We start from the raw sequence: 25,534 nt of genomic DNA, 5'->3' as shown, positions 1-25,534 counted from the left end.
CTGGATTCATGAGGAGCCTCTGACCACATGGTCAGGGGATTTTCCCGTGGATAAACCGTGTTTATTCGGCGGTGTCTGCCAAGCCGTGGCAAATGCACGTAGTCTGGGCCGCATGACTGTACCAATGATTGAACTGCACGACGGCAAGAAGATCCCGCAGCTGGGCTACGGCGTATTCAAAGTCGACCCAGACAAGACCGAGGAACTCGTCGCTGAGGCACTGCGCGTGGGCTACCGCCACATCGACACCGCTGCCGTCTACGGCAACGAGGAAGGCGTAGGCCGCGCAATCGCCAGCTCTGGCATCCCGCGCGAGGAGCTTTTCATCACCACCAAGTTGTGGAATGACAGCCAGACCAACGCCGCGGCTGCACTCGACGAGTCTTTGAAGAAGCTAGGCCTCGACTACGTGGACCTCTACCTCATCCACTGGCCATGCCCGGAAGACGGCAACTACGTCGAGGCATGGAAGCAGATGATTGAGCTGCAGAAGGCCGGCAAGGCCAAGTCCATTGGTGTCTCCAACTTCGAGCTGGAGCACCTCGAGCAGCTAGAAACCCACACCTCCGTCACCCCTGTGGTAAACCAAGTAGAATTGCACCCTTACCTGCAGCGTTGGCGCGAGCTGGACGCCTTCCGCGCCCACGGCGTAAAGATCGAGGCTTGGGGCCCATTGGGCCAGGGCCAGACGGACCTCTTCGAGGTCGACGCAGTTACCGAGCCTGCTGAGAAATACGGCGTCTCCCCTGCCCAGGTCATCATCCGTTGGCACCTGCAAAACGGCGTCATTGTGTTCCCCAAGTCCGCCAACCCGGAGCGCATTGCGCAGAACTTCGATGTCTTCGGCTTCGAACTGACCGAGGACGAGATGGCGGCAATCACCGACCTCGACTTGGGCGAGGAAGGCCGCGGCGGTCCGCACCCGAACGAGTTCCACGTCAAGTAGGACGCGCTAAACGCAAAAAGCGTTCCCCAACCACAATGGTTTAGGGAACGCTTTTCTCTTAAGTGCGGCGAAGTTAAAGGGCTCTTAAACCTCCGGAATCTCCGGTGGAATCTCAGTGCGCTCGTACTCTGCAAGGATATCGATGCGGCGCTGGTGGCGCTCAGCAGCGGACCACTCTTGGTCAAGGAAGGCGTCGACAATAGCGAGCGCCTCTTCCTCAGAGTGCATACGGCCGCCAATGCCGATGAGCTGTGCATTGTTGTGCTCGCGAGCCAGGCGGGCGGTCTCTGGGGACCACGCCAAAGCGCAACGAGCGCCCTTTACCTTGTTCGCTGCAATCTGCTCACCGTTGCCAGAGCCACCAAGGACAATGCCGAGGGAGCCTGGGTCGTTGACAGTACGCAGTGCTGCCTCGATGCAAAATGCTGGGTAGTCATCCTCAGCGTCATAAACGTGTGCGCCACAATCGATAACGTCGTGGCCCTGCTTCTTCAGGTGTTCGGCGATGACATTCTTCGTCTCGAAACCTGCATGGTCTGCTCCTAGATAAACGCGCATGCCCCAGATACTACAGTCTCGCGAGCAACCCTGTTGCTATGATCGACGTTCTAGCAATAATCAACCCCCCGTTAAGAGATGCCTCCGGGGATACCTCAGATGAAAGGTGGCAGCGCCCCCATGAATGAACGCTTCGCCACCCAACTAGTAATTAGCATCTTCATCGCCAGCGTGTTCTTGCTAGCGATTTTTCCGATCATTCTTCCGCCCTTTGTGGGGCCGTTCGTGGGCACTATCCTGATTACCCTCACCCACATCGTGCTCGGAGCGTTCTACTGCTTCCCCGCGCACCGTGACCTCCGGGTGGGAATTACCGCACTGATTGGCGCGGCGTCGTGGGCTACCTGGGCGCACTCAGCGTGGGAGGAATACTCCGCGCAGATGACGCTGCCCATCATCAACATCGCAGGCATGGTGGCGCCCATAGCCACGTTGCTGGTGCTGTTGTTCCTCTCCATCACGTATCTGCACCTCAACGAGCCTTCCCGCACCGGCAAGCGTTACTTCGTCATCGGCTTGGCCTTTACCGTCTTGGTCTTGGTCGAGGTCCTGTGGACCTTCTTGTTCCAGGAGCGCCTCGATTCGCTCAACGTCTCGCCGGAGACTGCGCGCGCTGCCATGATCGTCGTCTCACGCATCGCCCCCTTTGTCATGGCCGCTCTGGCACTGGTCACGGCAATGAGCACAGACAGCACGAAGCCCCGGAACCTCATGGTGGGTGCCGGGGGCTTTGCCCTGCTGAGCTTTTTCATCCCATTCGTCACGGTCTTCTCAGCAGTGTTGTCCTTCACTGCGTGGGCCAGCCTCAAGCCGGCCCAAGAGTCCAAGGCCAGGAATTAATCTTCAATTACCTGCGGGGACTCGGTGCGGGTGCGCTTAATCTCGAAGAAGTAAGGGTACTGCGCCAGGCGGACAGCAGCGTCGAAGATCTCGCCGGCTTCCTCGCCCTCTGGGATGCGGGTGATAACTGGGCCGAAGAAAGCGGTATCGCCAAGCTTGACCACTGGGGTTCCCACTTCGTCGCCGACCTCAGAAATACCGGCGTTGTGGAAAGCACGCAGCTGCTCGTCCACTTCCTCGGTGTTCGCAACGGAAGCGAACTCGGTGGGCAAGCCAGCGTCGGAAAGCGCCTGCGCAATGAGCTCGTCGTAGGCGCCGTAACCCTTCTTGCCACCCTGGCCCTTGCCGTGGATGAGGGTGCCCATCGCGGTGTAATAAGCATCGACCTTCTCTGGGGCCTCAATCGCCACCTTTGCGGCAACGCGGGCAGGGCCCCAGTTAGCCTTCATCATTTCCATGTAGCCGGGATCAAGATCGCGGCCGTCGTTCAGCACGGACAGCGACATGGGTTCGAAGGTGACCTCGATGTCGCGGACCTTTTCTACTTCCTTAATCCAGCGGGAGGTCGCCCACGCAAACGGGCACGTGCAATCGAACCAAAACTTCACGGTTTCAGCCATGCTGACTCCTTCAAACAAAAATTCATTGGTAATTGACGATTTCCCACCCTAGGCGCACGACTAAGGTTGATGCAGAAACTTATTCACCAAGCAGAGGAGCACACCCAATGACCTCGATCAACCTCACCCGCGAGGAGGCAAACGCCCGCTCGCAGATGATTGACGTGAAGCACTACGACGTTCACCTAGACCTCACGGATTCGGAGACGCACTTTATCTCCACCACCGTGGTGTCTTTCCACGTCAAGCAAGCGGGATCCACCTTCATCGACTTGCGCGGTGAGGAACTCCTCGAGCTCCGCCTCAACGGTGCTCCCCTGCCCACCAACGCCTATGAGGCCAAGTTCGGCGTTCCCCTTTCGGGCCTACAGGTGGCTGACTACGAGCTCAAGGTCGTAGCCAAGATTCCTTACTCCCACACCGGCGAGGGTCTGCACCGCTTCGTAGACCCAGCAGATGAGAAGGTTTACCTCTACACCCAGTTCGAGACCGCCGACGCCAAGCGCGTGTTCGCCTGCTTCGACCAGCCCAACATGAAGGCCACCTACTCGCTGGCTTTCGATGCCCCAGCTGACTGGACCGTCATCACGAACGGCCCCACCCAGACCACGGCGGGCGCAAACGGCGCCCAGACTTGGTCCACTGAGATCGATTACCCGCTGTCCACCTACCTGGTCGCCCTGTGCGCTGGCTCCTACTACGAGGTCACCGACACCTGGACCGGCGAACTGAGCGAACACCCAGAGGGCAACCCAGCGCAGAAGCTCGAAGTGCCGCTGGGCGTCTACTGCCGCGCTTCCCTGGCGGAGCACCTCGATGCCGAGCGCATCCTCACCGAGACCAAGCAGGGCTTCGACTTCTACCACCGCAACTTCGGCTTTGCGTACCCGTTTGGCAAGTACGACCAAATCTTCGTGCCAGAGTTCAACGCCGGCGCCATGGAGAACGCAGGCTGCGTGACCATCCGCGACGAATATGTCTTCAGCTCCAAGGCCACCCACTACAAGTACGAGCGCCGCGCGGACACCATCCTCCACGAGCTGGCTCACATGTGGTTCGGCGACTTGGTCACCATGGAGTGGTGGGATGATCTGTGGCTCAACGAATCTTTCGCCACCTGGTCCGCCGCCATCTCCCAGGCTGAGGAAACCCAGTACGACACTGCGTGGGTCACCTTCGCCAACGTGGAGAAGTCGTGGGCCTACCAGCAGGATCAGCTGCCCACCACGCACCCGATTTCCACCGATGCTTCTGACATTGAGACCGTGGAGCAGAACTTCGACGGCATCACCTACGCCAAGGGCGCGTCCGTGCTCAAGCAGCTGCAGGCATACGTGGGCCGCGAGAACTTCTTCGCCGGCGTGCGCCGCCATTTCAAAGCGCATGCGTACTCCAACGCTACTTTCGACGACCTCCTCTCCTCACTCGAAACCTCCAGCGGCCGCGACCTGTCCTTCTGGGCGCAGCAGTGGCTCAAGACCACGGGCATCAACAGCTTAAGCGTGCACACCGAGACCGACTCTGCAGGCATTATCACCGCCGCTGAGCTGGTACAGAGCGGCGATACCCTGCGCACCCACCGCGTGTGCGTGGGCCTGTACTCCCTGCAGGGCGACAAGGTCGTGCGCACCGATCGCATCGAGATGGACATCGACGGCGCAAGCACCGAGATTGCCGAACTCGTGGGCAAGAAGCGCGCGGACATCGACTTCATCCTGCCGAACGACGATGATCTCACATATGCGCTGCTGGACCTGGATGAGGGTTCTCTGGAGTTCCTCATCGGCAACATCGACAAGTTCGAGGACCCATTAGCGCGCACTCTGTGCTGGTCCGCTGCTTGGGAGATGACCCGCGGCGGTGCGATGAAGGCGCGCGATTTCGTGGCGCTGGTGGCACGTGGCGCGGCTGCGGAGACCGAGCTGGCTGTGCTCGAGCGCATCCTGCAGCAGGCCTCTTCCGCACAGTCCAACTACGCGGATCCAGCGTGGGCCAAGGAGAGCACCGTGCTTGCTGACGCCCTCCTCGAAGGCACCAAGGATTCCGATCCGGAGCGCTCCATTATCTTCGCCCAGGCGCTGGCAAAGATTCGCCTGACCGATGGCACCCGCGCTTTTCTGCAGGACGTTCTGGAGTCTTCGGACGACGAGGGCCTGCGTTGGTACGCCATCGCGGCGCTGGCTGCCGACGGCGCGCTTGACGACGTCTCCTCTGCTGTAGACGCTCAGCTGGCTCGCGATAACTCCGCCACCGGCTACCAGGCTGCGGTGCGTGCGCGCGCGGCTGTCAACACTGCTGAGAACAAGCGTGCGGTGTGGGATGAGATCGTGGCCGGTGAGCTCACCAACCGCGAGCTGACCTCGAAGCTTGAGGGACTCACCTACCCCGGCTCCGATGAGCTGCTGCCGACGTCAGAGTTCTTCGACGTGGCGGAGAAGGTCTGGTCTTCCCAGTCCTCCGAGATTGGCCTGACCTCCGTGACCGGCCTGTTCCCGTCGTGGGCAATCTCGCAGGAGACCCTGGATGAGGCCGACGAGTTCCTCAAGCGCGATCTGGCGGGCGGCCTGCGCCGCTCCGTGACCGAGCAGCGCGACCGCATGGCGCGTGCGCTGCGTAACCGCGCAGTAGACGCTGACTAGCGCCAGCTGGCGCTAGTCAGGACAAGCTGGCGCTAGTCGAGGTGCGAGGATTCTTTTGGTGGGAAGGATCCTCGCCCAAGACAACCTCGACGTTGGCGACGTCGGGGCGCAGCGTTTCTTCTTGGAAGGCGATGACGGTGTCATCAGCTGCCTTGATGATGCGGCTAAAGCGCAGCATCGGGTGAGAGCGGCCCACGCCCAAGAGTTTTTGCTCCTCCGCGCGGGCAGTGGCGGCAATGATGTTTTCGCGCTTGTACACAGACTTGAGTCCATAGGTCTCGAGCAGTGGCAGCAGTGGCTGGTTGAGTTCATGCTCATCCAGATCCGGTACGAGCTCGACTGGGATAGTGACCTTGGTGACGCTGATTGGGGTCTCGTCGACGTAGTGGACACCCTTGAGCTCCCACACTAACGCGGTATCTTCCACACCTAGGGTTCCAGCCACGTGAGAAAGAACCTCGAGCTTATCGAGGGAGATAACTTCCACGCGCGTCTTAAATCCGCGCTCAGTGAGCTGCTGTAGGATGCCGTGCTCGCTGGTGAGGCTCAGAGTCGGTGGAATAGCGCGTACGAAGGTACCACCGGTGCGGCCGCGCTTGCGATCAATCAATCCCTCAATCTGCAAGATGTCGAGCGCATGACGGACGGTCATGCGGGCGACGCCGAACTCTTGAACAAGTTCGCGTTCGGTGGGGAATCGCTCGCCGGGTTTGAGAACTTTGGATTCGATCCTGCTGCGCAGGGAATCCGCGATGGTCAAATAAGCCGGCCTGCGGCGGGTGGTTTCAGTCACAGTTCCCAGATCTTACCGACCTCTCAGAAAATCGCATGTCGAGGAGCTGTGACTTCCACAACTAGTATGGTAACTTCATTTATTTTCTTAACGCCAGCTCAATACGTGGGCGAACACGAATCTCAGTAAGCTGCGTTGAAGGTCCCGCATCCACTGCAGCGCGAATTGCCTTTGCTACTTCAATAGGTGCAATGACATGGGCAGGGTCGTAATCCTGTAGTCCCTTTAGCATTGGGGTGTCAGTCGGTCCCGGCGAGACAGTGCTGACGCGGATGGCAGGATCGGCAATACGTAGGCCGTCGGCAAGCGCGTACAAAGCGTGCTTGGTGGCCGAATAAATCACGTTGTCACCGTAGCTATGAATGCCAGCTCCGGAGTTGATAAACACCACGATGCCCTCCGCCTGGCGCAGCTGCGGCAGCAAGCGGCGGGTGACCTCAGAAGGCGCGTGGACGTTGAGGTCCATCTGCTCGCGCCAGTTTTTCGGCCGCGCCGATTCCACGGAGTACTTGTCCGCCCGTGCCGCCGCATGCACTAGGACGTCCACGCGGTCGAGCTCCGGCAGGCCGATGTTTTCCTCTTCATCCTTGTCCAAGGCTTCCACAAGGTCGATGGCAACTGGGGTCACGTTGTCCATGCCTGCGAGCTCGTCTGCGCGGCGACCCAACGCATACACGTGGTGGTCGCGCGCGAGGTCAAGGATGATTTCGCGGCCCATGCCGCCGGTGGCACCTGTTACAACCGCAATCTTCGAGGTGGTCATGGTTTACTCCTTCTCGTCGTATGTGCTGTTAACGGTAGCGCTTAGGCACGTCGGGTGCGCCGATGGTGAGCATCAGGCGGTTGGCCCAGTTGAAGAAAGAGGCGGAGTTGATGAGGTCGATGATGGCCAAATCATCGAATCCGACGCCACGCAGCTTGGCCACGCAACCGGAGTTGAAGGCGAACGGAGTACGCGTCAGCTCGCGGGAGGCGTCGCGTATAACGCCCCACTGCTCAGAACCCAGATCTGCGTCGAGTCCCTCAAAGAGCAGACGATCCACGGCATCGGCATCGCCGCCCTCGTCTTTCGAGCGCTGCTGGTGCACCGAAGCGCAGAACTCGCAGCCATTAAAGCGGGAGACCACAGTTGCGGCCAGCTCACGCTCGGCGCGGCCCATACCTCCGTCGGTGTTGTAGAAGATATCCAGGTCCGTGAGTGTGCGTGCCTTCAGCGCCGCAGGGTCGCGGGCCAGCAGGCGGAAATACTCGGAGTCGATACGCTCCGGGCGGATCAGCGCGTCGGTGTGCTCTGGGGTGAATTCATCCTTGGGCAGCGGTGCCAGCCATGGCTTCCAGCCCAGGGAGTGGTTCACAAAACCTTCTGGAGCATGGACGTCCGGGGTCAGGGTACGTTCGTGGTTCTGCCAGCCTAGCTTGGCGACGCCCTCCTTGCTCTCCGTTTCCGGAGTACAAGCCGTAGAGCCGCCCAAGACCACGAGGCCGTGGATGACGCGCAGTTGGAAGGACAGGAAGGAAATGAGCTGCGCGAGGGTGACGATGTCATCGTCCGACCAGCCCGCCGCCTGCAGGTGGCCGATGGCCTCGGGCGCTGCGTCCTTGGGATGGAACACCAGCAGATGCGCGAAGTCGAAGGCTGCAACGAGGCGTTCTCCTAGCCCGGCAACGGACTCGAAGGTGATGAATCCGGCGGCATCGCCAGAAATGCCCTCGGCATCTGCGTATGGGCCGACGGAAATACCGTGCGCAATGGCCTCTTGTACCGCGGCATTGAGCTCTGCCGGGGCGTCGTCAGCCAGCAGGTCGGCGTAGAAGTCCCGGGCGTTCGTGGACTGGTAGATGCCAGCCACGAAGGCGGCCACGGCATAGCGCTCAGTAAACGGGAAGGTTCCTTCCTCAGCCGGCTCGAGAAGTGCCTCGAAGGAGAGCTGCGCGTTAGCCAAAGCGTCAGGCCGGCGGGAGCGCAGCTCGGCAATCTCCGGGCTGACCTCGGCTAGTTGGTTGATGATGTATGCCATGAAAACTCCTTAACTTTCGGGCCCTTACAGGCCCAGATTGAGGTCACCGGCGCGGTAACGCTGTCCTGGGATGGCGTCGATGAGGGGGCGGGTGAACTCGGATTGTGGGTTCGCAAAGACGTCCGCGGTGCGGCCCAACTCTACCTGCTGGCCGTGGGAGAGGACGGAGACCGTGTCCGAGATCTGGTTGACCACGGCGAGGTCGTGGGAGATGAATACGTAGGTCAGCTGCAGCTCGTCTTGGAGGTCTGTCAGCAGGCGCAGGATCTGTGCCTGCACGGTCACGTCGAGCGCGGAGACTGCCTCGTCGAGAACCACCAACTCCGGCTCCACGATCATCGCGCGGGCAATGGCCACGCGCTGGCGCTGTCCACCGGAAAGCTCCCGCGGACGGCGGTCGTAGTGCTGCGGGTCCAAGGCAACCAGCTCCAGGAATTCCTGGGCGCGGATCTTCGCTTTGGCTTTGGACGCGCCCGCGAGGTTGCGCAGTGGCTCAGCGATGGCGTCGCCGATGGACTGGCGCGGGTCGAGGGAGGAATACGGGTTCTGGTACACCAGCTGCACGTTCTTACGGGCCTCGCGCAGAGCCTTGCCCTTCAGCTTCGTCAGCTCGGTGGAGCCACCATTTGCACCGGCCAGCTCGATGGAGCCAAAGGTCGGCGCGTTGAACAAGGCGATGGAACGGCCAGTGGTGGTCTTGCCGGAACCGGACTCGCCCACCAGCGCATGGGTGGTTCCCCTGGCGACATCGAAGCTCACGCCATCGAGCGCGAGGAAGTCGCCGTAGCGCTGGGTGAGGTCACGCACCCGCAGCACGGTCTCGGTGCTGCGCGCGGGACGACGCTTAGCGTTGGCGACGTCGGCTACGGACAGGGACGGGGCGTCGGCAAGCAGGCGGCGTGAATAAGCGTGCTGCGGATCAGTGAGAACCCTGGCCGCCTGGCCCGACTCGCGGACCTGACCCTTTTCCATCACCACGATGCGGTCGGCGCGATCGCCTGCCACCGCCAGGTCGTGGGTGATGAACAGGATGCCCACGCCGGTTTCCCGACGCATCTCATCGAGCAGGTCCAGGATGACCTTCTGCACCGTGACGTCAAGCGCGGAGGTTGGCTCGTCGGCGATGATGAGCTCGGGCTCGAGCGCCACTGCAGCCGCGATGAGCACGCGCTGCTTCATGCCACCGGAAAGCTCGTGCGGGTACTGGCCGTAGCGGCGCTCAGGGTCGTCGATGCCCACGCGGTCGAGCAGCTCGATGGCACGCTGCTTGCGCTCAGCCGCAGTGCCAACGCCATGGATAGCCAGGCCCTCCTCCACCGAAGCACCGATTGTCTTCAACGGGTTGAGCGAGTTGTTCGGGTCCTGCGGGATGAGGCCAATGGAACGGCCCCGCAGCTCGCGCCAGCGCTTGTTGTCGAGGTCTGTTATGTCGCGGCCCTGGAACTCGATAGTTCCGGCGTCGACCTGCGCGTTGGAGGCAAGCAGGCCGATTGCGGCCATCGCCGAGGTGGACTTGCCGGAACCGGACTCGCCCACGATGGCGGTGATTTCGCCCGGGTAGACCTCGAGGCTGACGCCCTGGACGGCCGGCACCTCGCCAGCCGCGGTGGTGTAGGAAACATTGAGGTCGCGAACCTTGAGCAAAGGAGTGTGGTTATCAGTCATGAGTTTTTATGCCTCCGCTCGGAAGTTCTGGGAAAGACGGTTGGCAGAGACCACCACGGCCACGATTGCCAAGCCCGGCAAGATGATGAGCCACCATGCGGTAGCCATGAAGTCGCGGCCCTCCGCGATGATGAGACCCCACTCCGGAGTCGGCGCTGGGGCGCCGTAGCCCAGGAAGCCCAAGATGGACAGCTGCAAGATGGCGGAACCGAACTGCAGGGTGGCCAGGGCGATGACCGGGGTCAGGGAGTTGGGCAGGATGTGACGGGCCATGACCTGCGCCGGGGTGGCGCCAGCACCGTAGGCGGCCTCGATGTAGTCGGAGCCAGCCACGGTGATGACCTGGGAGCGGGCCAGGCGGGCGAAGGTGGCAATCGACGTCGCACCGACAGCCACGGCGGCCTGCAGGGAGCCAAAGCCCAGCACGATGATGATGGACAGGGACAGCAGGATGCCGGGGATGGACAGCAGCACGTCAACCACGCGCATGATGACCGAATCGACCCAGCCGCGCAGCGAGCCGGCCAGCAGGCCGAGCAAGGTGCCGACCACGAGACCCACGGCAACGGCAATCAGCGCGCCCAGCAGGGATTGGCGGGCGCCGTAGACCACGCGAGCGTAGAGGTCGCGGCCTACGGCGTCCGTGCCGAACCAGTGCTCGGAGCTCGAGTGCAGCAGCGCGACGTCGGTGCCGGCGTACGGGTCAGAGTTAGTAAACAGGCCCGGGAAAAGGGCGGCGAGGAAAGCCACCACCAGGATGACGAAAGCCCCGATGGAGGCTGGACTGGTCCACGGGTTGCGCTGGGCGCGGCCGACGGGGCGGCGGTTACGGCGCAGTGTGGTGATGCCGTCGACCGGATGTGCGGTGTTCACGGCGTTAGATGTTGGCGCGCTCATGCGCGGGCTCCTTTCACGGAATCCTGGGCAGGACGGCGCAGACGCACGTCCAGGACTGGGTACAGCAGATCCACCACGAGGTTGACGATGACGTAGGCAGTCGCGGCGATGAGGACGATGGCCAGCAGAACCGGCGTATCGCGGTTGGAGACCGCCTGCGCCGTCATGTAGCCCAGGCCGTTGCGGCCAAAGACGGTCTCCGTGACCACGGCACCGCCGACGAGCTCACCGAAGAGCAGGCCCGCCATAGTCAGTGCCGGAAGGAGGGAGTTGCGCAAGATGTTGCGCCAGAAGATCCACGACTCCGAGGCGCCGCGAGCGCGCACCGCCTGCACGAAAGGCATCGCTTGCGTCTCGTCGATGGAGCGAATGAGGACCTGAATGAGCGGTGCCGCCATCGGTACCGACAGGGTCAGCGTGGGCAGAATCAGGCCCTCAATGCTGGAAGGCTCAATGATGCGCACCCAGCCCAGCTGGAAGGAGAAGAGCTGGATGAGCAGGATACCGATCCAGAAGCCCGGCAGGGAAACCATGAAGGAAGGCAGCCCACGGAAGAAGGTGGCAATCGCGCCGAGTCCCGGCAGGGTTGCCAGGAAGGTCACGAGGAGCGCCACTATGATGGCCAGGCCAATCGAGCAGACGGCCAGAATCAACGTGTGTGGGAGGGCGTCGGCAATGAGCGTCGACACCGCCGCACCCGTCTGCGTGGAGTTTCCGAAGTGGCCGGTGAAGAATCCGATGAGGCCGGTAAAGAACTGCACGAGCAGCGCCTTATCGACGCCCATCTCCTCACGGATGGCGGCAATCTCCGCCTCGGACAGGCCCAGGGCGGGGTCGCCGTAGCGGGACATGACCGCGTCGGAAGGCAATGCGGACAGCAGGAAGAAGGCCACGGTGTAGGTCACCAGCAGCACCAGGATGGCCTGCCCAATGCGGGCGGCAAATTGCTTGGTAGTCATTTATTTATCCTCCTGCTCAAGGCTGACCTCGTAGAACCACGGGCGGGCCACGGACTCGGGGCTAAAGCCGTGCACTTCCGGTGCCACTGCGTAGACCTGCGGCTCCTCGAAGAACGGGATGACGTAAGCCTGTTCGGTCAGGTAATCCTGCACCTCTTCGACGGCCTTCTTACGGTCTTCAGACTTGGGGCTGGAGGTCACCTTGCCCAGCAGCTCTTCCAGCTTCGCGTCGAGAGGATTGCCCTCTTTGTCCTGGTTGAGCAGGGCGTCGCGGTTGTTCACCGAGTACATAGAGGCAATAACGTCATAATCCGCGCGGCCCACCATGATGTGATAGAGCTGCACCTTGTCGATGGACTTCGCATCTGCGTTCTGAGTTGCCTGGTCGCCCGGGTTGATCTCAATCGCAATGCCCAGCGCGCCTAGCTGATCCTGGACCATGGTCATGACTTCCTTGGAACGCGGCTGTGGCAGCGCGGTATTCGAACGCAGGACTAGGCGCTTGCCGTCCTTGACGCGGATTCCATCCGGGCCTGGTTTCCAGCCGGCCTCATCCAGCAGGCGCTTCGATTCCTCAGGGTCGAAGGTGTACGCCGCCGACTGGTCCTTAAAGCCCAGCCCGGTTTGGGCCACGGAGGACTGAGCCAGCGGGTAGGACTCAGAGAAGAGCACGCGGAGGATTTCCTCGCGGTCGATGCCGTGAATGATGGCTTCACGTACTCGCTTGTCCTGCAGGAACGGGTGGTTGAAGCGGAAGCCCAACTGGTTGTTAATGGAGTTGGTGCCGTGAGAGATGATCTGCACGCCTTTGTTCTCGAGGAGGCCTTCCTGCGGCGCGGAGATCTGGCGAGCAATATCGGCCTGGCCAGAGACGATCGCGCCGGTGCGCACGGACTCCTCTGCAGCCAAGATGTAGTGCACGCCATCGATGTCGGCGCGGCCCTGGTGCTCCACTGCCGGTGGAGCCCAGTCGTAATCCTCGCGGGTCTTGAGAACGAGGTCGGTACCGATCTTCTCGGAATCGACCACGAACGGGCCGGAGCCAATAACCTTCTTCGCGTTGCCCGGTCCGAAGCCCTCGTCGTCGAGCTCTAGAGAGCTATCCGCCAAAAGGCCCGCGTTATAAGAGGAGGTGGCCTGCAGGAATCCCGGGGAAGGCTCCGAGAAGTAGAACTTCACGGTGTCCTCGTCCACGACCTCACCGTGGTCATAGTTGGCAATCTGCTCCGAGGAGGTCAGTGTGCGCGACTTATCGCCGAGGCCATAAAGATCGAAGTTGCGCACCACATTCTCCGCGGTCAGCGGGGTGCCGTCGGAGTAAGTCACGTCCGTGCGGATGTTGAACGTGTACTCGGTGGCGTCCTTGTTCACCTCGGGCATCTCGGTGGCGATCCACGGGGAGAGCTCCAAAGTCTCAGGGTCTTGGTAAAGCAGGCGGTCGGTCAGCTGGTTAACCACGCCGCCATTAGGGTAAAAGCCGGCCGCGGGTGGATACAGTGTGCGGAAGAATTGCGGCTCAAGGTAGGTCAGGACGTTGCTGTCCTCCCCTGCCTGTTCGCCGCTGGGCGCTGCGCATCCTGCGAGCAGGGCCGCTGCACCCAATACGCTGGCGATAGTGCGGAATTTTTTCACGAGGTAGCTTTCGTTTATGAGAGTGTAAATAGGCTTGTAAACTAACACAACGTAGACTTGTTGGTATAAATTCCATAGACAAAACGGTCTAATAATTTTTCTCAAACGGCGAGCCTGCAGACCCGCCATTAAGGATGAATAGAATTGGCTTCGCATGAATCCACGCCATCCATCACCATCGTGGGCATGGGCCCACGCGGCATATCAGTCGTAGAGCGCCTCGCCGCTCACCTGCACACGCTTGCGGAGATCCCACGCCTCACGCTGCACCTCATCGACGACGCGCAGCTCGGCGCCGGCCGCATCTGGGATACCGAACAAACCCAGACGTTGTGCATGAACACCCTCGCAGGCGCGGTCACCCTCTTCACCGAGCCCGAGTCCACCATGACGGCCCCCGTGTTGGAAGGCCCCATACAGTACGAGTGGATCCAGCTCCTGCGTGGTGAACGAGATGGCATCTCCCCTACTAAGCAGGCACTTTTCGACGCCCACCCCGTCACCATCGACGAGTCCTTCCGCGCCGAAATCGAGACCACCCGCCCCGAGTCCAACCCATCGCGTGCGCTTTACGGCGCCTACCTGCGCTGGGCTTTCGAGGTGGCGTTGGCACAGCTGCCTAAGACCGTGACCGTGGTCAACCACTCCTCGCGCGCAGTAGCTGTAAACGAGGCTGAGGGCCACGACGTCATCGATCTTGCCGACGGCTCCCACGTTGCAAGCGACGCCACTGTCTTGGCCTACGGCTGGCAGGTTCCCGGCCCAACTGACTCTGAGCAGCACCTGGCCGAGGTCTCCTCCCAGCTGCATTGGGTACGCCCCAACAACCCAGTTGAACAGCCCCTTTCCGAGGTGCCGGCGGGCCAGGATGTACTGGTGCGCGGCCTAGGCATGGGTTTCTTCGACATCATGGCGCTCCTGACCATCGACCGCGGCGGCGTCTTCCACACCGATAACTCCACCCGCTCGGGCCTGCGCTACGAGCCATCCGGCAACGAACCCCACTTCGTGGTCTCCTCCGGCCGCGGCTACCCCTACATCCCAAAATCCGAGTACCACGCACTGCCGCCGCGCGCGGAGCTGGTGCGCTTCCGCAAGCAGCTGGCACTGGTCCAGGGCCGCGAGGTGGACTTCGGCCGCGACTTGTTGCCACACATCGTGCGCGATGCCTACGCCGAGTACTACGAGACCCAAGCACGCGTTAGCCCAGATGCGCTGCAGGTTCCGCTCACGGAGATTGTCTCCCGTATCGACGCAGCGAAGCTTTCCGCACAGGACGTCGTGGGACTTTCCCGCGAGCTCAACGCGGCGCTCGAGGGCGTTTCTTCCGAGCCACTCGACTTGGCGCACTGGGTCAATCCGCTCGCTGACTTCGCCGGCACCACCATCGAAGAGCTCACCGATTACATCGCTGAGGGACTTGCCCGCGACATCGTGGAAGCAGTCGCTGCTGCCGACTCCCCTTTGAAGGCCGCGCTGTGGGCCATTTCCGCGGCCCGCAAGCCTTCCTCGATTGCTGGCTCCGAGGGCCGCATGACCTGGGAATCGCGCACCACTAACTACAAGGAATTCATGGCCTTTGGCCAGATGGTCGGCTCCGGCCCGCCGCTGTTCCGCACCCGCCAGCTGCTCGCCCTCGTCGACGCCGGCTTGGCCACCTTCCTCGGCGGCCGCCCCGCCTTGAGCTGGACCGATGCTGAGTTCACGCTGACTTCCGGCGAGCGCACGGCCACCAGCCCTTGGCTCATCGATGCGTGGATGCACTCCCCCGACGTGCGCCGCCCGTCAGACCTCCTCGCGGTTTCCCTGCAGGAGCGCGTGCGTCCATTCGTGGACCACGGCAACGCCACGGGCTCCCCGGAGACCACCTGGGAGCGCAAGGTTGTTCGCCCCGACGGCAGCACCGATCCGCGCCTGCACGTCATCGGCATCCCCACCTACTCGCAGTGGCCTGACACCACGATTTCCCCGATGCCGGGAACCGACCCGCTCATGTTGCAGGAGACCGACCGCACCGCTGGCTCGCTCCTCGCCACCGTGCTCCGCGCCGAGCACTAGGCCCAGCCCCCACCGCGTCCGACGCTCGGCCGCTCCTCCCTCCACAAACACCCAGCCCTGGAAACGCAGCTCCCTGGTGAAAAGCGCGGCGTCGGAAAGCGTGGGCGAAAGCGAACAGGAGGTCTTGGTTTCCAGGGCTGGGTATCTGCCGGGAAAGGCGCGCGTGGAAGGCGCAACTCTGTGTCTTAAAGCAACCGCAAACAGCCAAGAGCCCATAGCCTAGAATGGTTCGGGTGAGTAACCTACGCATTTTTGACACCGCCACCCGCACCCAGCGCGATTTCGTGCCCGTAAAAGAAGGGCATGCCTCGATTTACTTGTGTGGTGCCACCCCGCAGGCCCAGCCGCACATCGGCCACCTGCGCTCCGGCGTAGCTTTCGACATCCTGCGCCGCTGGCTCATGGCGCAGGGCCTAGACGTGGCTTTCGTCCGCAACGTCACCGACATCGATGACAAGATTCTCAACAAGGCCGCAGACAACGGTCGCCCCTGGTGGGAGTGGGTTTCCACCTACGAGCGCGAGTTCACCAAGGCCTACAACACCCTAGGCGTCCTGCCGCCATCGGTAGAGCCGCGCGCCACGGGATTCGTTACCCAGATGGTGGACTACATGCAGCGGCTTATCGACGCCGGCTTCGCCTACGCGGTACCTGACGATACCGCGGGGGTAGACGGCGCTGGTTCGGTCTATTTTGATGTGACCGCCTGGAACGCTGCAGAGGGCTCTGACTACGGCTCCCTATCCGGCAACCGCGTCGAGGATATGGACCAAGGCGAGGGACAAGAGGCGCTTGCGCGCGGAAAGCGCGGTCCGCAGGACTTCGCCCTGTGGAAGGGCGCCAAGCCCGGCGAGCCTTCTTGGCCCACCCCGTGGGGCAAAGGCCGCCCAGGCTGGCACTTGGAGTGCTCGGCTATGTCCACCTACTACTTGGGCAGCGAATTCGACATCCACTGCGGTGGCCTTGACCTGCAGTTCCCGCACCACGAGAACGAGGTAGCGCAGTCGCACGCGGCGGGCGATAAGTTTGCCAACTACTGGATGCACAACCACTGGGTGACCATGGCCGGCGAGAAGATGTCCAAGTCCCTGGGCAACGTGCTGGCCATCGACAACATGCTGGAGATCGTCCGCCCGGTCGAGCTGCGCTACTACCTCGGCTCCGCGCACTACCGCTCCGTGCTGGAATACTCCGAGGCGGCATTGACCGAGGCCGCTGCCGGGTACCGCCGCATCGAGGACTTCGTGAACAAGTTCGACGACCTCGTTGTAGGAGACTGGACCCAGGGCTTCGAGGACGCGATGAACGACGACATCGCCGTGCCGAAGGCACTGGCCGAAATCCACACCACGGTCCGTGCCGGAAACAAGGCGCTGGCAGAAGGGTCTGCAGACGAGGCCCGCAAGGCGGCTGAGTCCGTGCGCGCCATGGCCGCGGTGCTGGGCTTTGATCCGTTGGATGAACAGTGGAAAGATGGGACGTTGACAAGCAATGCGGATGCAGCGCTGGACGTCCTCGTCCAAGCGGAACTGGAACGCCGCACCCAAGCCCGCGCGGAGAAGGATTGGGCAACTGCGGACGCCGTCCGCGACCGCCTCGCCGCCGCTGGCATCACCATCACTGACACTGCTGACGGCCCCACCTGGTCGCTAGCCTAAGGAGAATTCATGGCACGTACACACGGCCGCGGCGGCGCGGGCATCCGCAAGACCAACAAGAAAGGCGCCACTAAGGGCAGTGGCGGCCAGGTAAAGAAGGGCCTTGAGGGCAAGGGGCCAACGCCTAAGGCAGAGGACCGCGTCTACCACGCGAAGCACAAGGCCAAGCTGGAGCGCGAGCGCCGCAACTCGGGCCGCCACCAGAAGGAGACGGCGGAGATGGTCGTCGGCCGTAACCCGGTCGTGGAGTGTCTGCACGCAAAGGTGCCTGCTACCTCGCTGTACATCGTGCAGGGCACCCGCAACGACGCGCGCCTGTCGGAGGCCGTGGCCATTGCGAATTCCCGCAACATTCCTATCCTTGAGATTCAGCGTCACGAGATGGATCGCATGACCGGCAATGGTATGCACCAGGGCATCGGCCTGCAGATTCCGCCGTACAAGTACGCGGACTTCCACGAGCTCATGGACCGCGCGAAGGACGCTGGCGAGCCGGGCATGTTCGTCATCCTCGACAACATCACCGACCCGCGCAACTTGGGCGCCGTCATCCGTTCGGTGGCTGCGTTCGGCGGCCACGGCGTCATCATTCCGGAGCGTCGTTCGGCTTCGGTGACTGCGGTGGCATGGCGTACCTCCGCGGGTACCGCGGCTCGCCTGCCAGTGGCGCGCGTGACCAACGTGACCCGTACGGTGCAGGAGTTCCAGCAGGCGGGTTACCAGGTCGTGGGTCTTGATGCTGGCGGCGAGCACACCCTCGATACCTACACCGGCGGCAAGGACCCTGTGGTCATCGTCATCGGCTCGGAGGGCAAGGGCATCTCCCGTTTGGTGCGCGAGAACTGCGACGTCATCATGTCCATTCCGATGACCACCTGGGTTGAGTCCTTGAATGCCTCCGTTGCTGCGGGTGCCGTGCTCTCTGAGTTCGCTCGTCAGCGTCGCGCGGCGAAGTAATCACGGCCCCTTAGCAAACACCCAGCCACGCAAAAGCAGACCTTGAGGTCGCGTTCGCACGCGCTTGACGAGGGACTGCGGACTTTTTATGAGACCTCGTGTAGCGCGAGTCGTGTGCTGGTTTGTAGGCCAGTGCACGGAGAGAACCTTGAGTTATGTCTATGACTAGAAAGCAGCTTTCTCCGGCTCGACTAAGAGCTCTTCGCCCTACGGTGAAGAAACTTTATGACGAGGGTATGACTTGGGCAGAGATCCTTCGGGTTCTCGGTGATAATTCTCCGTCGCTAGAAACACTCAGTTCCATGATCCATGGTGTCGATGCAGCCGATACGCCGCCTATTACGCCTCGCTTAAAAGCTGAGGTAGGCCCTACGCAGTTCTTGGTTTTCTTTCGCGACGTTGGGCGGCCTTTGATATTGGGTTTTCTCCTTCGGTCTTACCGTAAAATGCCCTCGGTTTGTTCCGTTTGAGTAAATGGGAAAATTCTCGAACATGCCGAAGAAGTTTGATCAGGAGGCAAAAGACCGTGTGGTCCGCCTCGTGGAAGACCGCATTCTGGCGGAGAGTATTTCGACGCAGGCAGCCTGCAAGATCATGGCACACAGCGGGGCAATGGACGCAAGCCCGCTCGACGTGAGGGACGCGTTACCGAACGGTTGCCTGAGGACCTTGTGGCAGAGGCCGCCAAGCTGCGTCGAGATCATCTGCCAGACGTTAAACACGCATCGCGAAGGCATCTTTCTTAGCTCGCGTGGATACCGCCAATCCAAGGCCCGGGGCTTAAGCGCCCGCAGTCTTCGCGACGCTGCCCTCGTGGAGCATAGTCACGACGTTCATTTCCAAAAATTACGACGTCTACGGCGTACAGAAGATGCGGCACGTGCTGCGCCGCCGGGGCATTAACATTGGACGCGAGCACACAGCCCGGCTGATGCGCAGCGCTGGACTGTCCCGCAAGGACAAAGGCGGGCCCAATTTATCACTCGGACCACGGCTCACAAGGTGTACACATCAGCAGCGTTTAGCACACGATGCCAGGAACTTGGCGTAATCCAGTCCATGGGTGCTATCGGTACCAGTGCAGATAATGCGTTAGCAGAGTCATTTAATTCCACGATGAAAAGAGAGGTCCTGCGCAATAGGAAAGTCTTCGACAATCCGCTGCAATGCCGGCGGGAGGTATTTCGGTGGTGCATCAGATACAACACACAGCGCCGACACTCATGATGCGGACAGGTATCGCCCGATGTCTTTGAAGCCCAATCTATTACACTGACCAAGGCAGCATTACTGCCACTCACCTTGTCTACTTTTCAGGGGTCACGCCCGGCGTCCTTTTCGAGGATAGGTAGAAGTTGATTCGAAAGGTACCCATGATGGTCGCCCTATTTGTCCTCGGGGCCCATCACAAGAACTAACTCGTACACCACGCTAACGGATGCAACCGCCGGCTGACGACTTTACTCACTGGTTATTCCTGATGATTGTTTTTGACGCGATTGACCAGTACCGCTGCAACTATAGTGAGCAGTATGAGGATGAAAAATCCGAGGATCGACTTGTTTGTGATGGCGACATAACCTGAAATTGCCAGCCCAAATAGTGCAACGACAATCGCATTGGGAGATATTTTATGTCTGTTCATTAGTCCTCTTTACACTTGATCGTTAAGTACACTCGATGCCTCGGACTCTTCCGGCCCACGTGTAATGGGCTTTTAAGCGATTATTGCAGCGTTTGTGGTGACTGAGGACTACTGTTGCCCCAGTGATGATGGCTCCAACGACGGTGCAGGCAGCCCACCCGACACCGGGAATGGCGCAGATGGCGGCCCCTAGGGCAAACCCCGATCCGCTGATGATCATATCCTGCTCAAGAGGGGTGAACTCTACCCAGAATCCCCCGTTTTCTTTCCCTCCGCTCACATAGGGGGTGATGGCATGTGGATCCCTTAACGTTAGATCCATGTGCTCGAGGTCGAAGGTTACGGTGGAGTCATCATTTACAGTTCGGGGAACATCCGAGTTGATCAGTTCTTCAAAAGCTTGATCCAGAACCTCTGGGGTGACTGTTCCTTCCGCAACGGTCTGTTCTTGGAACTCTTGAGGGGTTGTAGGATCGTCCTTTTCTGCAGCGGAGGCTAGTCCTTGACTAGCAAAAAGGATAGCTATGGAAGCTAGTGAAGCCAATGCTTTTGACTGAGTTTTCATAGTGTTCCCGATCTCTATAGGGCCGAACTGCTCCCGAGGTTACATACTGTCCAAATTGTGGGCAATAGTTTGACGAATTGTGTGAGGTGATCTATCGCACCTCACGCGGCCACTGAATCAAGATCAAGCCAGGACCAACAATTTTGGGGAGACCTCCTCGACTGCTTCGCTTAAACTCCAGTCAATAGTGCCTTCGGTGTCTTTAAGCGCTACTACGGGTTGGTGAATGGCGTCATAGACTCCCGTGCGCGAGTAGAGATTGTGGCGTTTCCACAATGTTTGCCGAGGTCCGAAACGTTCTGCAAGATCCCGCCATGGGCATCCGATGCGGAACCTGTAGACAATGGCTTCCATGATGGTGCGATTATCGGAAAATGGCCTGCCGACTTTCCGGTGGTAGAGGGCAGGTGTGGAACGATGATTTCCCATGTGGTCTCGGGTACCTCTCGGAAATTCTCGAGACTGCTCATACCGAAAACTCTTTCACACTTACTCTCAACTAATTAAGAGACACGGCCTAGATTAATTTGCCTTTAGCTGCCTGATATCCCAGGGTCTGCAAGAGTTTTCTCCAGTGTTTGAATGCGTTGTTCGAGAGAACCGACGGTAGTGACTATAGATAAAGCAATGCGATTTACCTCAATGTTTCCTGATTCATCAGAGAAATTCTCAGCTAAGAATTTGAGGCGTTCTAGAAAATTTGAGGTAGTAGGAAAAACATCACTGTCTATTTCTGAAGATATTTGGTCGAGCAACGACCATAATGAAAAGGAATCTGGATTCATTCTCTACCCTTAAGTGAGGTCTTGATGTTACGTGCTCGTAAGTTTGTTGCCTACGCTCTTGCATTTTCATTGGTTACAAGTTCTCCTATTGTAGCTAATGCTGCAACTGTGTCACCAGATGAAACTATGGATGATTGGTCTGAGATCGGTTCTCAGTCTAATCCTGAATCGCCAATTCTGATTGAACCGAACGATCGTAGTGAGGTTACATATCAGCCTTATGGACTCTGGGATAAAATCTGGAAATCTACCTCAAGGGTGCTGCATTCGGAAGTAGAGTGCATGAGTAAGCTCGCCTACTACGAGTCCCATTTCAAGGCAATAGGTGTATGCGTTCCAACACCAAAAGGGACATGGCTTTTAACCGTAAAATATCGCGATTAAAGATCCCTTCTTAGGGTGGAGGCTCTTTATGTCCGAGGAGCTTCTCGCTCGCTACCAACACGCGCTGCGATGAACGCCATCAAGGTCCACGGATAAACACGCTTATCCGTGGACCTTATCTTTGCTTCATCCGCGTCCCAACGCTCGCCGTTGTCGCGTGCTTACCTGCTTAATCCGCCAATCGCTCGCGCGTTTGTCTGCCTGACGCAAGCACCTATTTCCGCGCCAGCGCAGCCTGATTGCCCGCCAGGTTTTGGACTATCAGGCCGATGACTGATTTTTCTTTGGTACATTTGCAACAAGTTGCCTAGTAGGTGTCCAGGTGGTCACCGTGGGGTTCGTTGAGGAGGTGGCGGCGTGCTGACTATCGCGAAGATGGGTGCGCATTCCGTGGCCTATTATCAGTCCACGGTTGATGAGAATCGGGGGACGGATTCGTACTATTCCGAGGACGGAAAGCAACCGGCTTCGGTGTGGCTTCGAGGAGAAAACGTGGCCGAGGTTTCGGCATTTTTGGGCGCCGACAACGGTGCGCTTGTGTCGGGAAAACGGTTGAGAATTGGTTCAATAAGGCTGTCGCTCCGAGCGGTGCGGGGCTTGGAAATGCTCCGAGAAAGGACAGTGTTCCAGGCTTCGATCTGACTTTTTGTGCGCCGAAATCTGTCTCCTTGTTGTGAGGGTATGGGCGCAGATTCTGCCGTGCGTGGCATCGTCGATGAAGCCCACCAGGCGGCAGCATCCCAGGCGCTGGATTACTTGTCGGAGCATGCCGGCTACACGCGAAAGCAAGTAAAAGAGCCGACTGGAAAGCGTCTTATCGTTGAAACACACAACCACCAAGCTGCGTGAAGAATTCAAAACATCCGCAGTCCCCGACGCGATAAAACGCAACCTCAGGGTCTGGTAATCCAGGGCCGGGTGCTTAGGGCTGGGCTTTTGGCAATGAGGCACCAAGCACTCACCTTTAGCGGTTGTGGCGCCCCAACACTATCTAGTGCAGCGCGTCCAACGCCTGCTCGAAGTCCGCGATGAGGTCCGCAACGTCCTCGATACCAATGGAAATGCGCACCAGATCCTCCGGCGGGACCAGTTCGGAGCCCTCCGCCGAAATGTGGGTCATGTTCTGCGGGTGCTCGATGAGGGATTCCACGCCGCCCAAGGACTCTGCCAAGGTCACCAGCTTGGTGTTCAGGCATACCTGTTTTGCATGCTCCGCATCGTGGAAGCGCACGGACATCATGCCGCCGAAGCCGCGCATCTGCTTCTTCGCCAGCTCGTGGCCTGGGTGCGAAGGCAGACCCGGATACAGGACCTGCTTGACCTCAGGACAGGATTCCAGGAACTCGGCCACGGCCTGCGCATTCGAGCAGTGGCGGTCCATGCGCACGGACAAGGTCTTGATGCCACGGACGGTGAGGTAGGCGTCGAATGGCGAGGACACTGCGCCGACATTGCCCTGGAAGTAGAGCAGGCGCTCGTCCATCTCCGCCGAATTGGTCACCACGGCACCGCCCAGCACGTCAGAGTGTCCGCCCAAGTACTTCGTGGTGGAGTGCAGGATGTGGTCTGCGCCGAGATCCAGCGGGTTCTGCAGGTAAGGAGTAGCGAAGGTGTTGTCCACAACGATCTGAGCGTTGCCCTTGTGCTTGACCACCTCAGCGATGTCCGTGATGTTGGTAGCCGGGTTGGTTGGGGTCTCCAGCCAGATGAGCTTGGTGTTCTCACGCACCGCCGCAGCCACGGCAGAGGCATCGGTGGTATCCACGATGGATAGCTCGATACCCCACTGGCCATAGTCGTGGTGCAGCAAGCGGTACATTCCACCGTATGCGTCATTGCCCAAGATGACATGGTCGCCCGGGCGCACGATGATGCGGATCAGCGTGTCCACCGCCGCCATGCCGGAGGAAAAACATCGCGCGTACTCAGCGTTTTCCAGGGACGCGAGCGTTAACTCAAGCGAACGCACGGTGGGGTTGGCCACGCGTCCATACTCAAAACCACCGCGCAACTGCGCCAAACCGTCCTGCTGGAACGTAGTCGACGCGTAAATCGGCACGTTAATACTGCCCATGTAGGGGTCTGGGTGGTAGCCAGCATGAATCGATCTGGAGGAAAAGCCTTGGGCGCGGTTCTCAGTCATGTCTAGAAACTCTAGACCAAGCTGTCCATTTCAAACAGTGATTGCAATGTTTTTATTCATCTCATCAATGGGCGTTCCCTTAAACTTTGAGAATTTCCGTACCATGGTGTGGTTGTGCGTCACACGGAATCATGACTGGTTCCGGCGTACACTTTGAATTTTTCCCCGAGTAGAAAGCACCATGAGTTTTCCTACCACCACCGTAAGCACCGCGCTCCTCGCAGCTAGCCCTAATGCCGAGCAAGCAGTCGAAACCGTCACTGGGTTTTGGAAGAACGAAACCACACAATCGTGGCTCGTCGACAAACCAATTCGCATCGCGATCATCCTGCTCATCGCTTTGGTCGCCCACTGGCTTCTGCGCCGGCTCATCACCAAGCTCGCCGATAACAGCATCAAGAACGGGCGCCTGAAATCACAGGTTCGTCCACGCCGCAAGGTCGCTAAGCAGGACACCGCACTGGCGAAAACACACGAGGCACGCCGCGTTTCGCGCCTGCAGACCCTCGCGAGCGTGGGCCGTTCCGCCGCAGGCATCTTCGTCTGGGTGTGGGCAGTCCTCGCTATCTTATCCGAGGTCGGCGTCAACGTCGCACCTCTCGTGGCCTCCGCCGGTGTGGTTGGTGTCGCTCTTGGTTTCGGTGCGCAGTCGCTGGTCAAAGACTTCCTCTCCGGCATTTTCATGCTGCTGGAGGACCAGTACGGCATCGGCGACACCATCGACTTGGGCAATGGCGTCTTCGGCGACGTGGAGTCCATCTCCCTGCGCATCACCACGGTTCGCGACATAGACGGCGCCCTGTGGTACGTCCGCAATGGCGAGATCCTGCAGGTAGCCAACCACTCAGACCACTACTCGGTGGCCCGTGTGCAGGTTCCAGTCGCGCTTTCTAACGATCCCGACAAGGCATTTGAGGTCATCTCCAAGGCTGTCCAGGACGCTGCGCTTGACGACGCCGTCCGCGACGACCTCCTTGATCAGCCCGACGTCAACGGCATTTCCAGCCTCGAGGTCGATCACATGTCCTTCCGCGTGACCGTGAAGACGCTGCCGGGCAAGCAATGGGGCGTTCAGCGCAAGCTGCAGGCGAAGATTCTCAACGCAATGCACGCGCACAACATCGACACCCCATATCCTCAGGGAGTGAGCTTCTATGACATGGATGAGGCCGAATACCCATTCATCGAGAGCTCTCTTAATCCCGCAGATCCCGGAAACGAGTCTTAAACACTATGCAGCCCACAAGCGTGTATGAAGCAGTTGGCGGCATGGAGACCTTCGACAAATTGGTCGGCGGTTTCTATGCCCAGGTCCGCACCGACGACGTCATCGGCCCAATGTATCCCGACCAAGATTGGGAGGGCGCCGAGGAACGCCTGAAGTGGTTCCTCGTGCAATATTGGGGAGGCCCGCAGCTGTTTAGCGATAACCGCGGGCACCCGCGCTTGCGCATGCGCCATGCGGAATACCCCATCAATCTTGAGGCGCATGACCGTTGGCTCGAACTCATGGCCAACTCGCTGGCCCAGATCGATGAGGAGACCATTCCGCCGGCCTACCGACACATGATCTGGGACCACATGGAGCGCGTAGCGCAGATGCTAATCAACCGCCAGGGCTAATCAGCAGCGCTAGTTTCGACTAACACCTCGTGGCCATCCTTAACCAAGGTCTACACCGCAAGCGGAGTCAGAGCCACGCGATTTTCGTTATTCATGACCTCTTTAGGGACGGCGATACACATTGCTTTCTCCTTAGAAAAGAAAAAGTT

Annotated in this window: 24 protein-coding genes and 1 pseudogene; 11 read left to right on the top strand and 14 right to left on the bottom strand. The window is 59.9% G+C overall.

Annotated features, from left to right (window positions below):
• Window positions 1–112 precede the first annotated feature (112 nt).
• Window positions 113–946 (top strand): aldo/keto reductase, encoded by an 834-nt coding sequence (locus tag I6I72_RS10370; RefSeq protein WP_049063320.1) that lies wholly within the window; start codon window positions 113–115, stop codon window positions 944–946.
• Window positions 947–1,030: 84 nt separating this feature from the next.
• On the opposite strand, the gene I6I72_RS10365 is transcribed toward I6I72_RS10370, so the two are convergent.
• Window positions 1,031–1,504, bottom strand: coding sequence for a ribose-5-phosphate isomerase (locus I6I72_RS10365; RefSeq protein WP_005530955.1), 474 nt, complete (start codon window positions 1,502–1,504; stop codon window positions 1,031–1,033).
• A 120-nt stretch (window positions 1,505–1,624) separates the two neighbouring features.
• On the opposite strand from I6I72_RS10365, the gene I6I72_RS10360 reads away from it, so the two are divergent.
• Window positions 1,625–2,344 carry a hypothetical protein gene (locus I6I72_RS10360; RefSeq protein WP_049063322.1) on the top strand — a complete coding sequence of 240 codons (720 nt, stop codon included), beginning with the start codon at window positions 1,625–1,627 and terminating at the stop codon, window positions 2,342–2,344.
• Here I6I72_RS10360 and I6I72_RS10355 read toward each other — a convergent pair.
• Window positions 2,341–2,964, bottom strand: coding sequence for a mycothiol-dependent nitroreductase Rv2466c family protein (locus I6I72_RS10355; protein WP_049063324.1), 624 nt, complete (start codon window positions 2,962–2,964; stop codon window positions 2,341–2,343). The two genes, I6I72_RS10360 and I6I72_RS10355, sit on opposite strands and share 4 nt — an antisense overlap.
• 107 nt (window positions 2,965–3,071) lie before the next feature.
• Here I6I72_RS10355 and pepN point away from each other — a divergent pair, with 107 nt between their 5' ends.
• Window positions 3,072–5,603, top strand: a complete 2,532-nt coding sequence (gene pepN, locus I6I72_RS10350) for an aminopeptidase N (RefSeq protein ID WP_049151685.1) — start codon at window positions 3,072–3,074, stop codon at window positions 5,601–5,603.
• A gap of 16 nt (window positions 5,604–5,619) precedes the next feature.
• On the opposite strand, the gene I6I72_RS10345 is transcribed toward pepN, so the two are convergent.
• From I6I72_RS10345 to I6I72_RS10315, 7 genes are all read right to left on the bottom strand, one after another.
• The gene (locus tag I6I72_RS10345) at window positions 5,620–6,396 is read right to left on the bottom strand and encodes a GntR family transcriptional regulator (protein WP_049151684.1); all 777 of its coding nucleotides are present in this window, start codon (window positions 6,394–6,396) and stop codon (window positions 5,620–5,622) included.
• A gap of 79 nt (window positions 6,397–6,475) precedes the next feature.
• Complete coding sequence (locus I6I72_RS10340) at window positions 6,476–7,159, bottom strand: SDR family oxidoreductase (protein ID WP_046645606.1); 684 nt, start codon at window positions 7,157–7,159, stop codon at window positions 6,476–6,478.
• Window positions 7,160–7,187: 28 nt separating this feature from the next.
• Window positions 7,188–8,414: an alkylhydroperoxidase domain protein gene (locus I6I72_RS10335; protein ID WP_201806852.1), complete on the bottom strand. Its 1,227-nt coding sequence runs from the start codon at window positions 8,412–8,414 to the stop codon at window positions 7,188–7,190.
• Between the two features lie 24 nt (window positions 8,415–8,438).
• On the bottom strand, window positions 8,439–10,079 hold the full coding sequence (locus I6I72_RS10330) for a dipeptide ABC transporter ATP-binding protein (RefSeq protein ID WP_201806851.1): 1,641 nt from the start codon (window positions 10,077–10,079) through the stop codon (window positions 8,439–8,441).
• 6 nt (window positions 10,080–10,085) lie between these two features.
• Complete coding sequence (locus tag I6I72_RS10325) at window positions 10,086–10,976, bottom strand: ABC transporter permease (protein WP_049151681.1); 891 nt, start codon at window positions 10,974–10,976, stop codon at window positions 10,086–10,088.
• Window positions 10,973–11,935, bottom strand: a complete 963-nt coding sequence (locus I6I72_RS10320) for an ABC transporter permease (RefSeq protein ID WP_201806849.1) — start codon at window positions 11,933–11,935, stop codon at window positions 10,973–10,975. The genes I6I72_RS10325 and I6I72_RS10320 overlap by 4 nt, the downstream gene beginning before the upstream one ends.
• Window positions 11,936–13,696 (bottom strand): TIGR04028 family ABC transporter substrate-binding protein, encoded by a 1,761-nt coding sequence (locus I6I72_RS10315; protein WP_080969986.1) that lies wholly within the window; start codon window positions 13,694–13,696, stop codon window positions 11,936–11,938.
• A gap of 57 nt (window positions 13,697–13,753) precedes the next feature.
• Here I6I72_RS10315 and I6I72_RS10310 point away from each other — a divergent pair, with 57 nt between their 5' ends.
• The 4 genes and pseudogenes from I6I72_RS10310 to I6I72_RS13745 all read left to right on the top strand — a co-directional run.
• The gene (locus I6I72_RS10310; RefSeq protein WP_049145026.1) at window positions 13,754–15,625 is read left to right on the top strand and encodes an FAD/NAD(P)-binding protein; all 1,872 of its coding nucleotides are present in this window, start codon (window positions 13,754–13,756) and stop codon (window positions 15,623–15,625) included.
• A 224-nt stretch (window positions 15,626–15,849) separates the two neighbouring features.
• Entirely contained in the window at window positions 15,850–17,283 is a 1,434-nt protein-coding gene (cysS, locus tag I6I72_RS10305) for a cysteine--tRNA ligase (RefSeq protein ID WP_049063126.1), read from the top strand.
• Between the two features lie 9 nt (window positions 17,284–17,292).
• Window positions 17,293–18,240 carry a 23S rRNA (guanosine(2251)-2'-O)-methyltransferase RlmB gene (gene rlmB / locus I6I72_RS10300; protein WP_046645601.1) on the top strand — a complete coding sequence of 316 codons (948 nt, stop codon included), beginning with the start codon at window positions 17,293–17,295 and terminating at the stop codon, window positions 18,238–18,240.
• A gap of 938 nt (window positions 18,241–19,178) precedes the next feature.
• Window positions 19,179–19,464, top strand: a pseudogene (locus tag I6I72_RS13745) (integrase core domain-containing protein); the annotation flags it as partial.
• Between the two features lie 247 nt (window positions 19,465–19,711).
• On the opposite strand, the gene I6I72_RS10280 reads toward I6I72_RS13745, so the two are convergent.
• The 4 genes from I6I72_RS10280 to I6I72_RS10265 all read right to left on the bottom strand — a co-directional run bounded on the left by I6I72_RS10280 (window position 19,712) and on the right by I6I72_RS10265 (window position 21,235).
• Window positions 19,712–19,885 carry a hypothetical protein gene (locus I6I72_RS10280; RefSeq protein ID WP_005530995.1) on the bottom strand — a complete coding sequence of 58 codons (174 nt, stop codon included), beginning with the start codon at window positions 19,883–19,885 and terminating at the stop codon, window positions 19,712–19,714.
• Between the two features lie 22 nt (window positions 19,886–19,907).
• Complete coding sequence (locus I6I72_RS10275; protein ID WP_131771749.1) at window positions 19,908–20,450, bottom strand: hypothetical protein; 543 nt, start codon at window positions 20,448–20,450, stop codon at window positions 19,908–19,910.
• Window positions 20,451–20,573: 123 nt separating this feature from the next.
• Window positions 20,574–20,879: a transposase gene (locus I6I72_RS10270; protein ID WP_080972435.1), complete on the bottom strand. Its 306-nt coding sequence runs from the start codon at window positions 20,877–20,879 to the stop codon at window positions 20,574–20,576.
• A 104-nt stretch (window positions 20,880–20,983) separates the two neighbouring features.
• Window positions 20,984–21,235 carry a hypothetical protein gene (locus tag I6I72_RS10265; RefSeq protein ID WP_141741072.1) on the bottom strand — a complete coding sequence of 84 codons (252 nt, stop codon included), beginning with the start codon at window positions 21,233–21,235 and terminating at the stop codon, window positions 20,984–20,986.
• An 857-nt stretch (window positions 21,236–22,092) separates the two neighbouring features.
• Here I6I72_RS10265 and I6I72_RS10260 point away from each other — a divergent pair.
• Window positions 22,093–22,296 (top strand): relaxase domain-containing protein, encoded by a 204-nt coding sequence (locus I6I72_RS10260; protein WP_131771746.1) that lies wholly within the window; start codon window positions 22,093–22,095, stop codon window positions 22,294–22,296.
• A gap of 4 nt (window positions 22,297–22,300) precedes the next feature.
• On the top strand, window positions 22,301–22,468 hold the full coding sequence (locus tag I6I72_RS10255) for a relaxase domain-containing protein (protein ID WP_201806847.1): 168 nt from the start codon (window positions 22,301–22,303) through the stop codon (window positions 22,466–22,468).
• 142 nt (window positions 22,469–22,610) lie between these two features.
• On the opposite strand, the gene I6I72_RS10250 is transcribed toward I6I72_RS10255, so the two are convergent.
• Window positions 22,611–23,762, bottom strand: a complete 1,152-nt coding sequence (locus I6I72_RS10250) for a cystathionine gamma-synthase (protein WP_201806841.1) — start codon at window positions 23,760–23,762, stop codon at window positions 22,611–22,613.
• A gap of 181 nt (window positions 23,763–23,943) precedes the next feature.
• Between I6I72_RS10250 and I6I72_RS10245 the strand changes: the two genes are divergently transcribed.
• Both I6I72_RS10245 and I6I72_RS10240 read left to right on the top strand, forming a co-directional pair.
• The gene (locus tag I6I72_RS10245) at window positions 23,944–24,990 is read left to right on the top strand and encodes a mechanosensitive ion channel family protein (protein ID WP_201806837.1); all 1,047 of its coding nucleotides are present in this window, start codon (window positions 23,944–23,946) and stop codon (window positions 24,988–24,990) included.
• 5 nt (window positions 24,991–24,995) lie between these two features.
• The gene (locus I6I72_RS10240; RefSeq protein ID WP_049063396.1) at window positions 24,996–25,385 is read left to right on the top strand and encodes a globin; all 390 of its coding nucleotides are present in this window, start codon (window positions 24,996–24,998) and stop codon (window positions 25,383–25,385) included.
• Window positions 25,386–25,534: the final 149 nt, after the last annotated feature.

The organism is Corynebacterium striatum (assembly GCF_016728105.1).
GTDB lineage: Bacteria > Actinomycetota > Actinomycetes > Mycobacteriales > Mycobacteriaceae > Corynebacterium > Corynebacterium striatum.
This window is presented reverse-complemented; position numbering and strand designations above follow the sequence as displayed.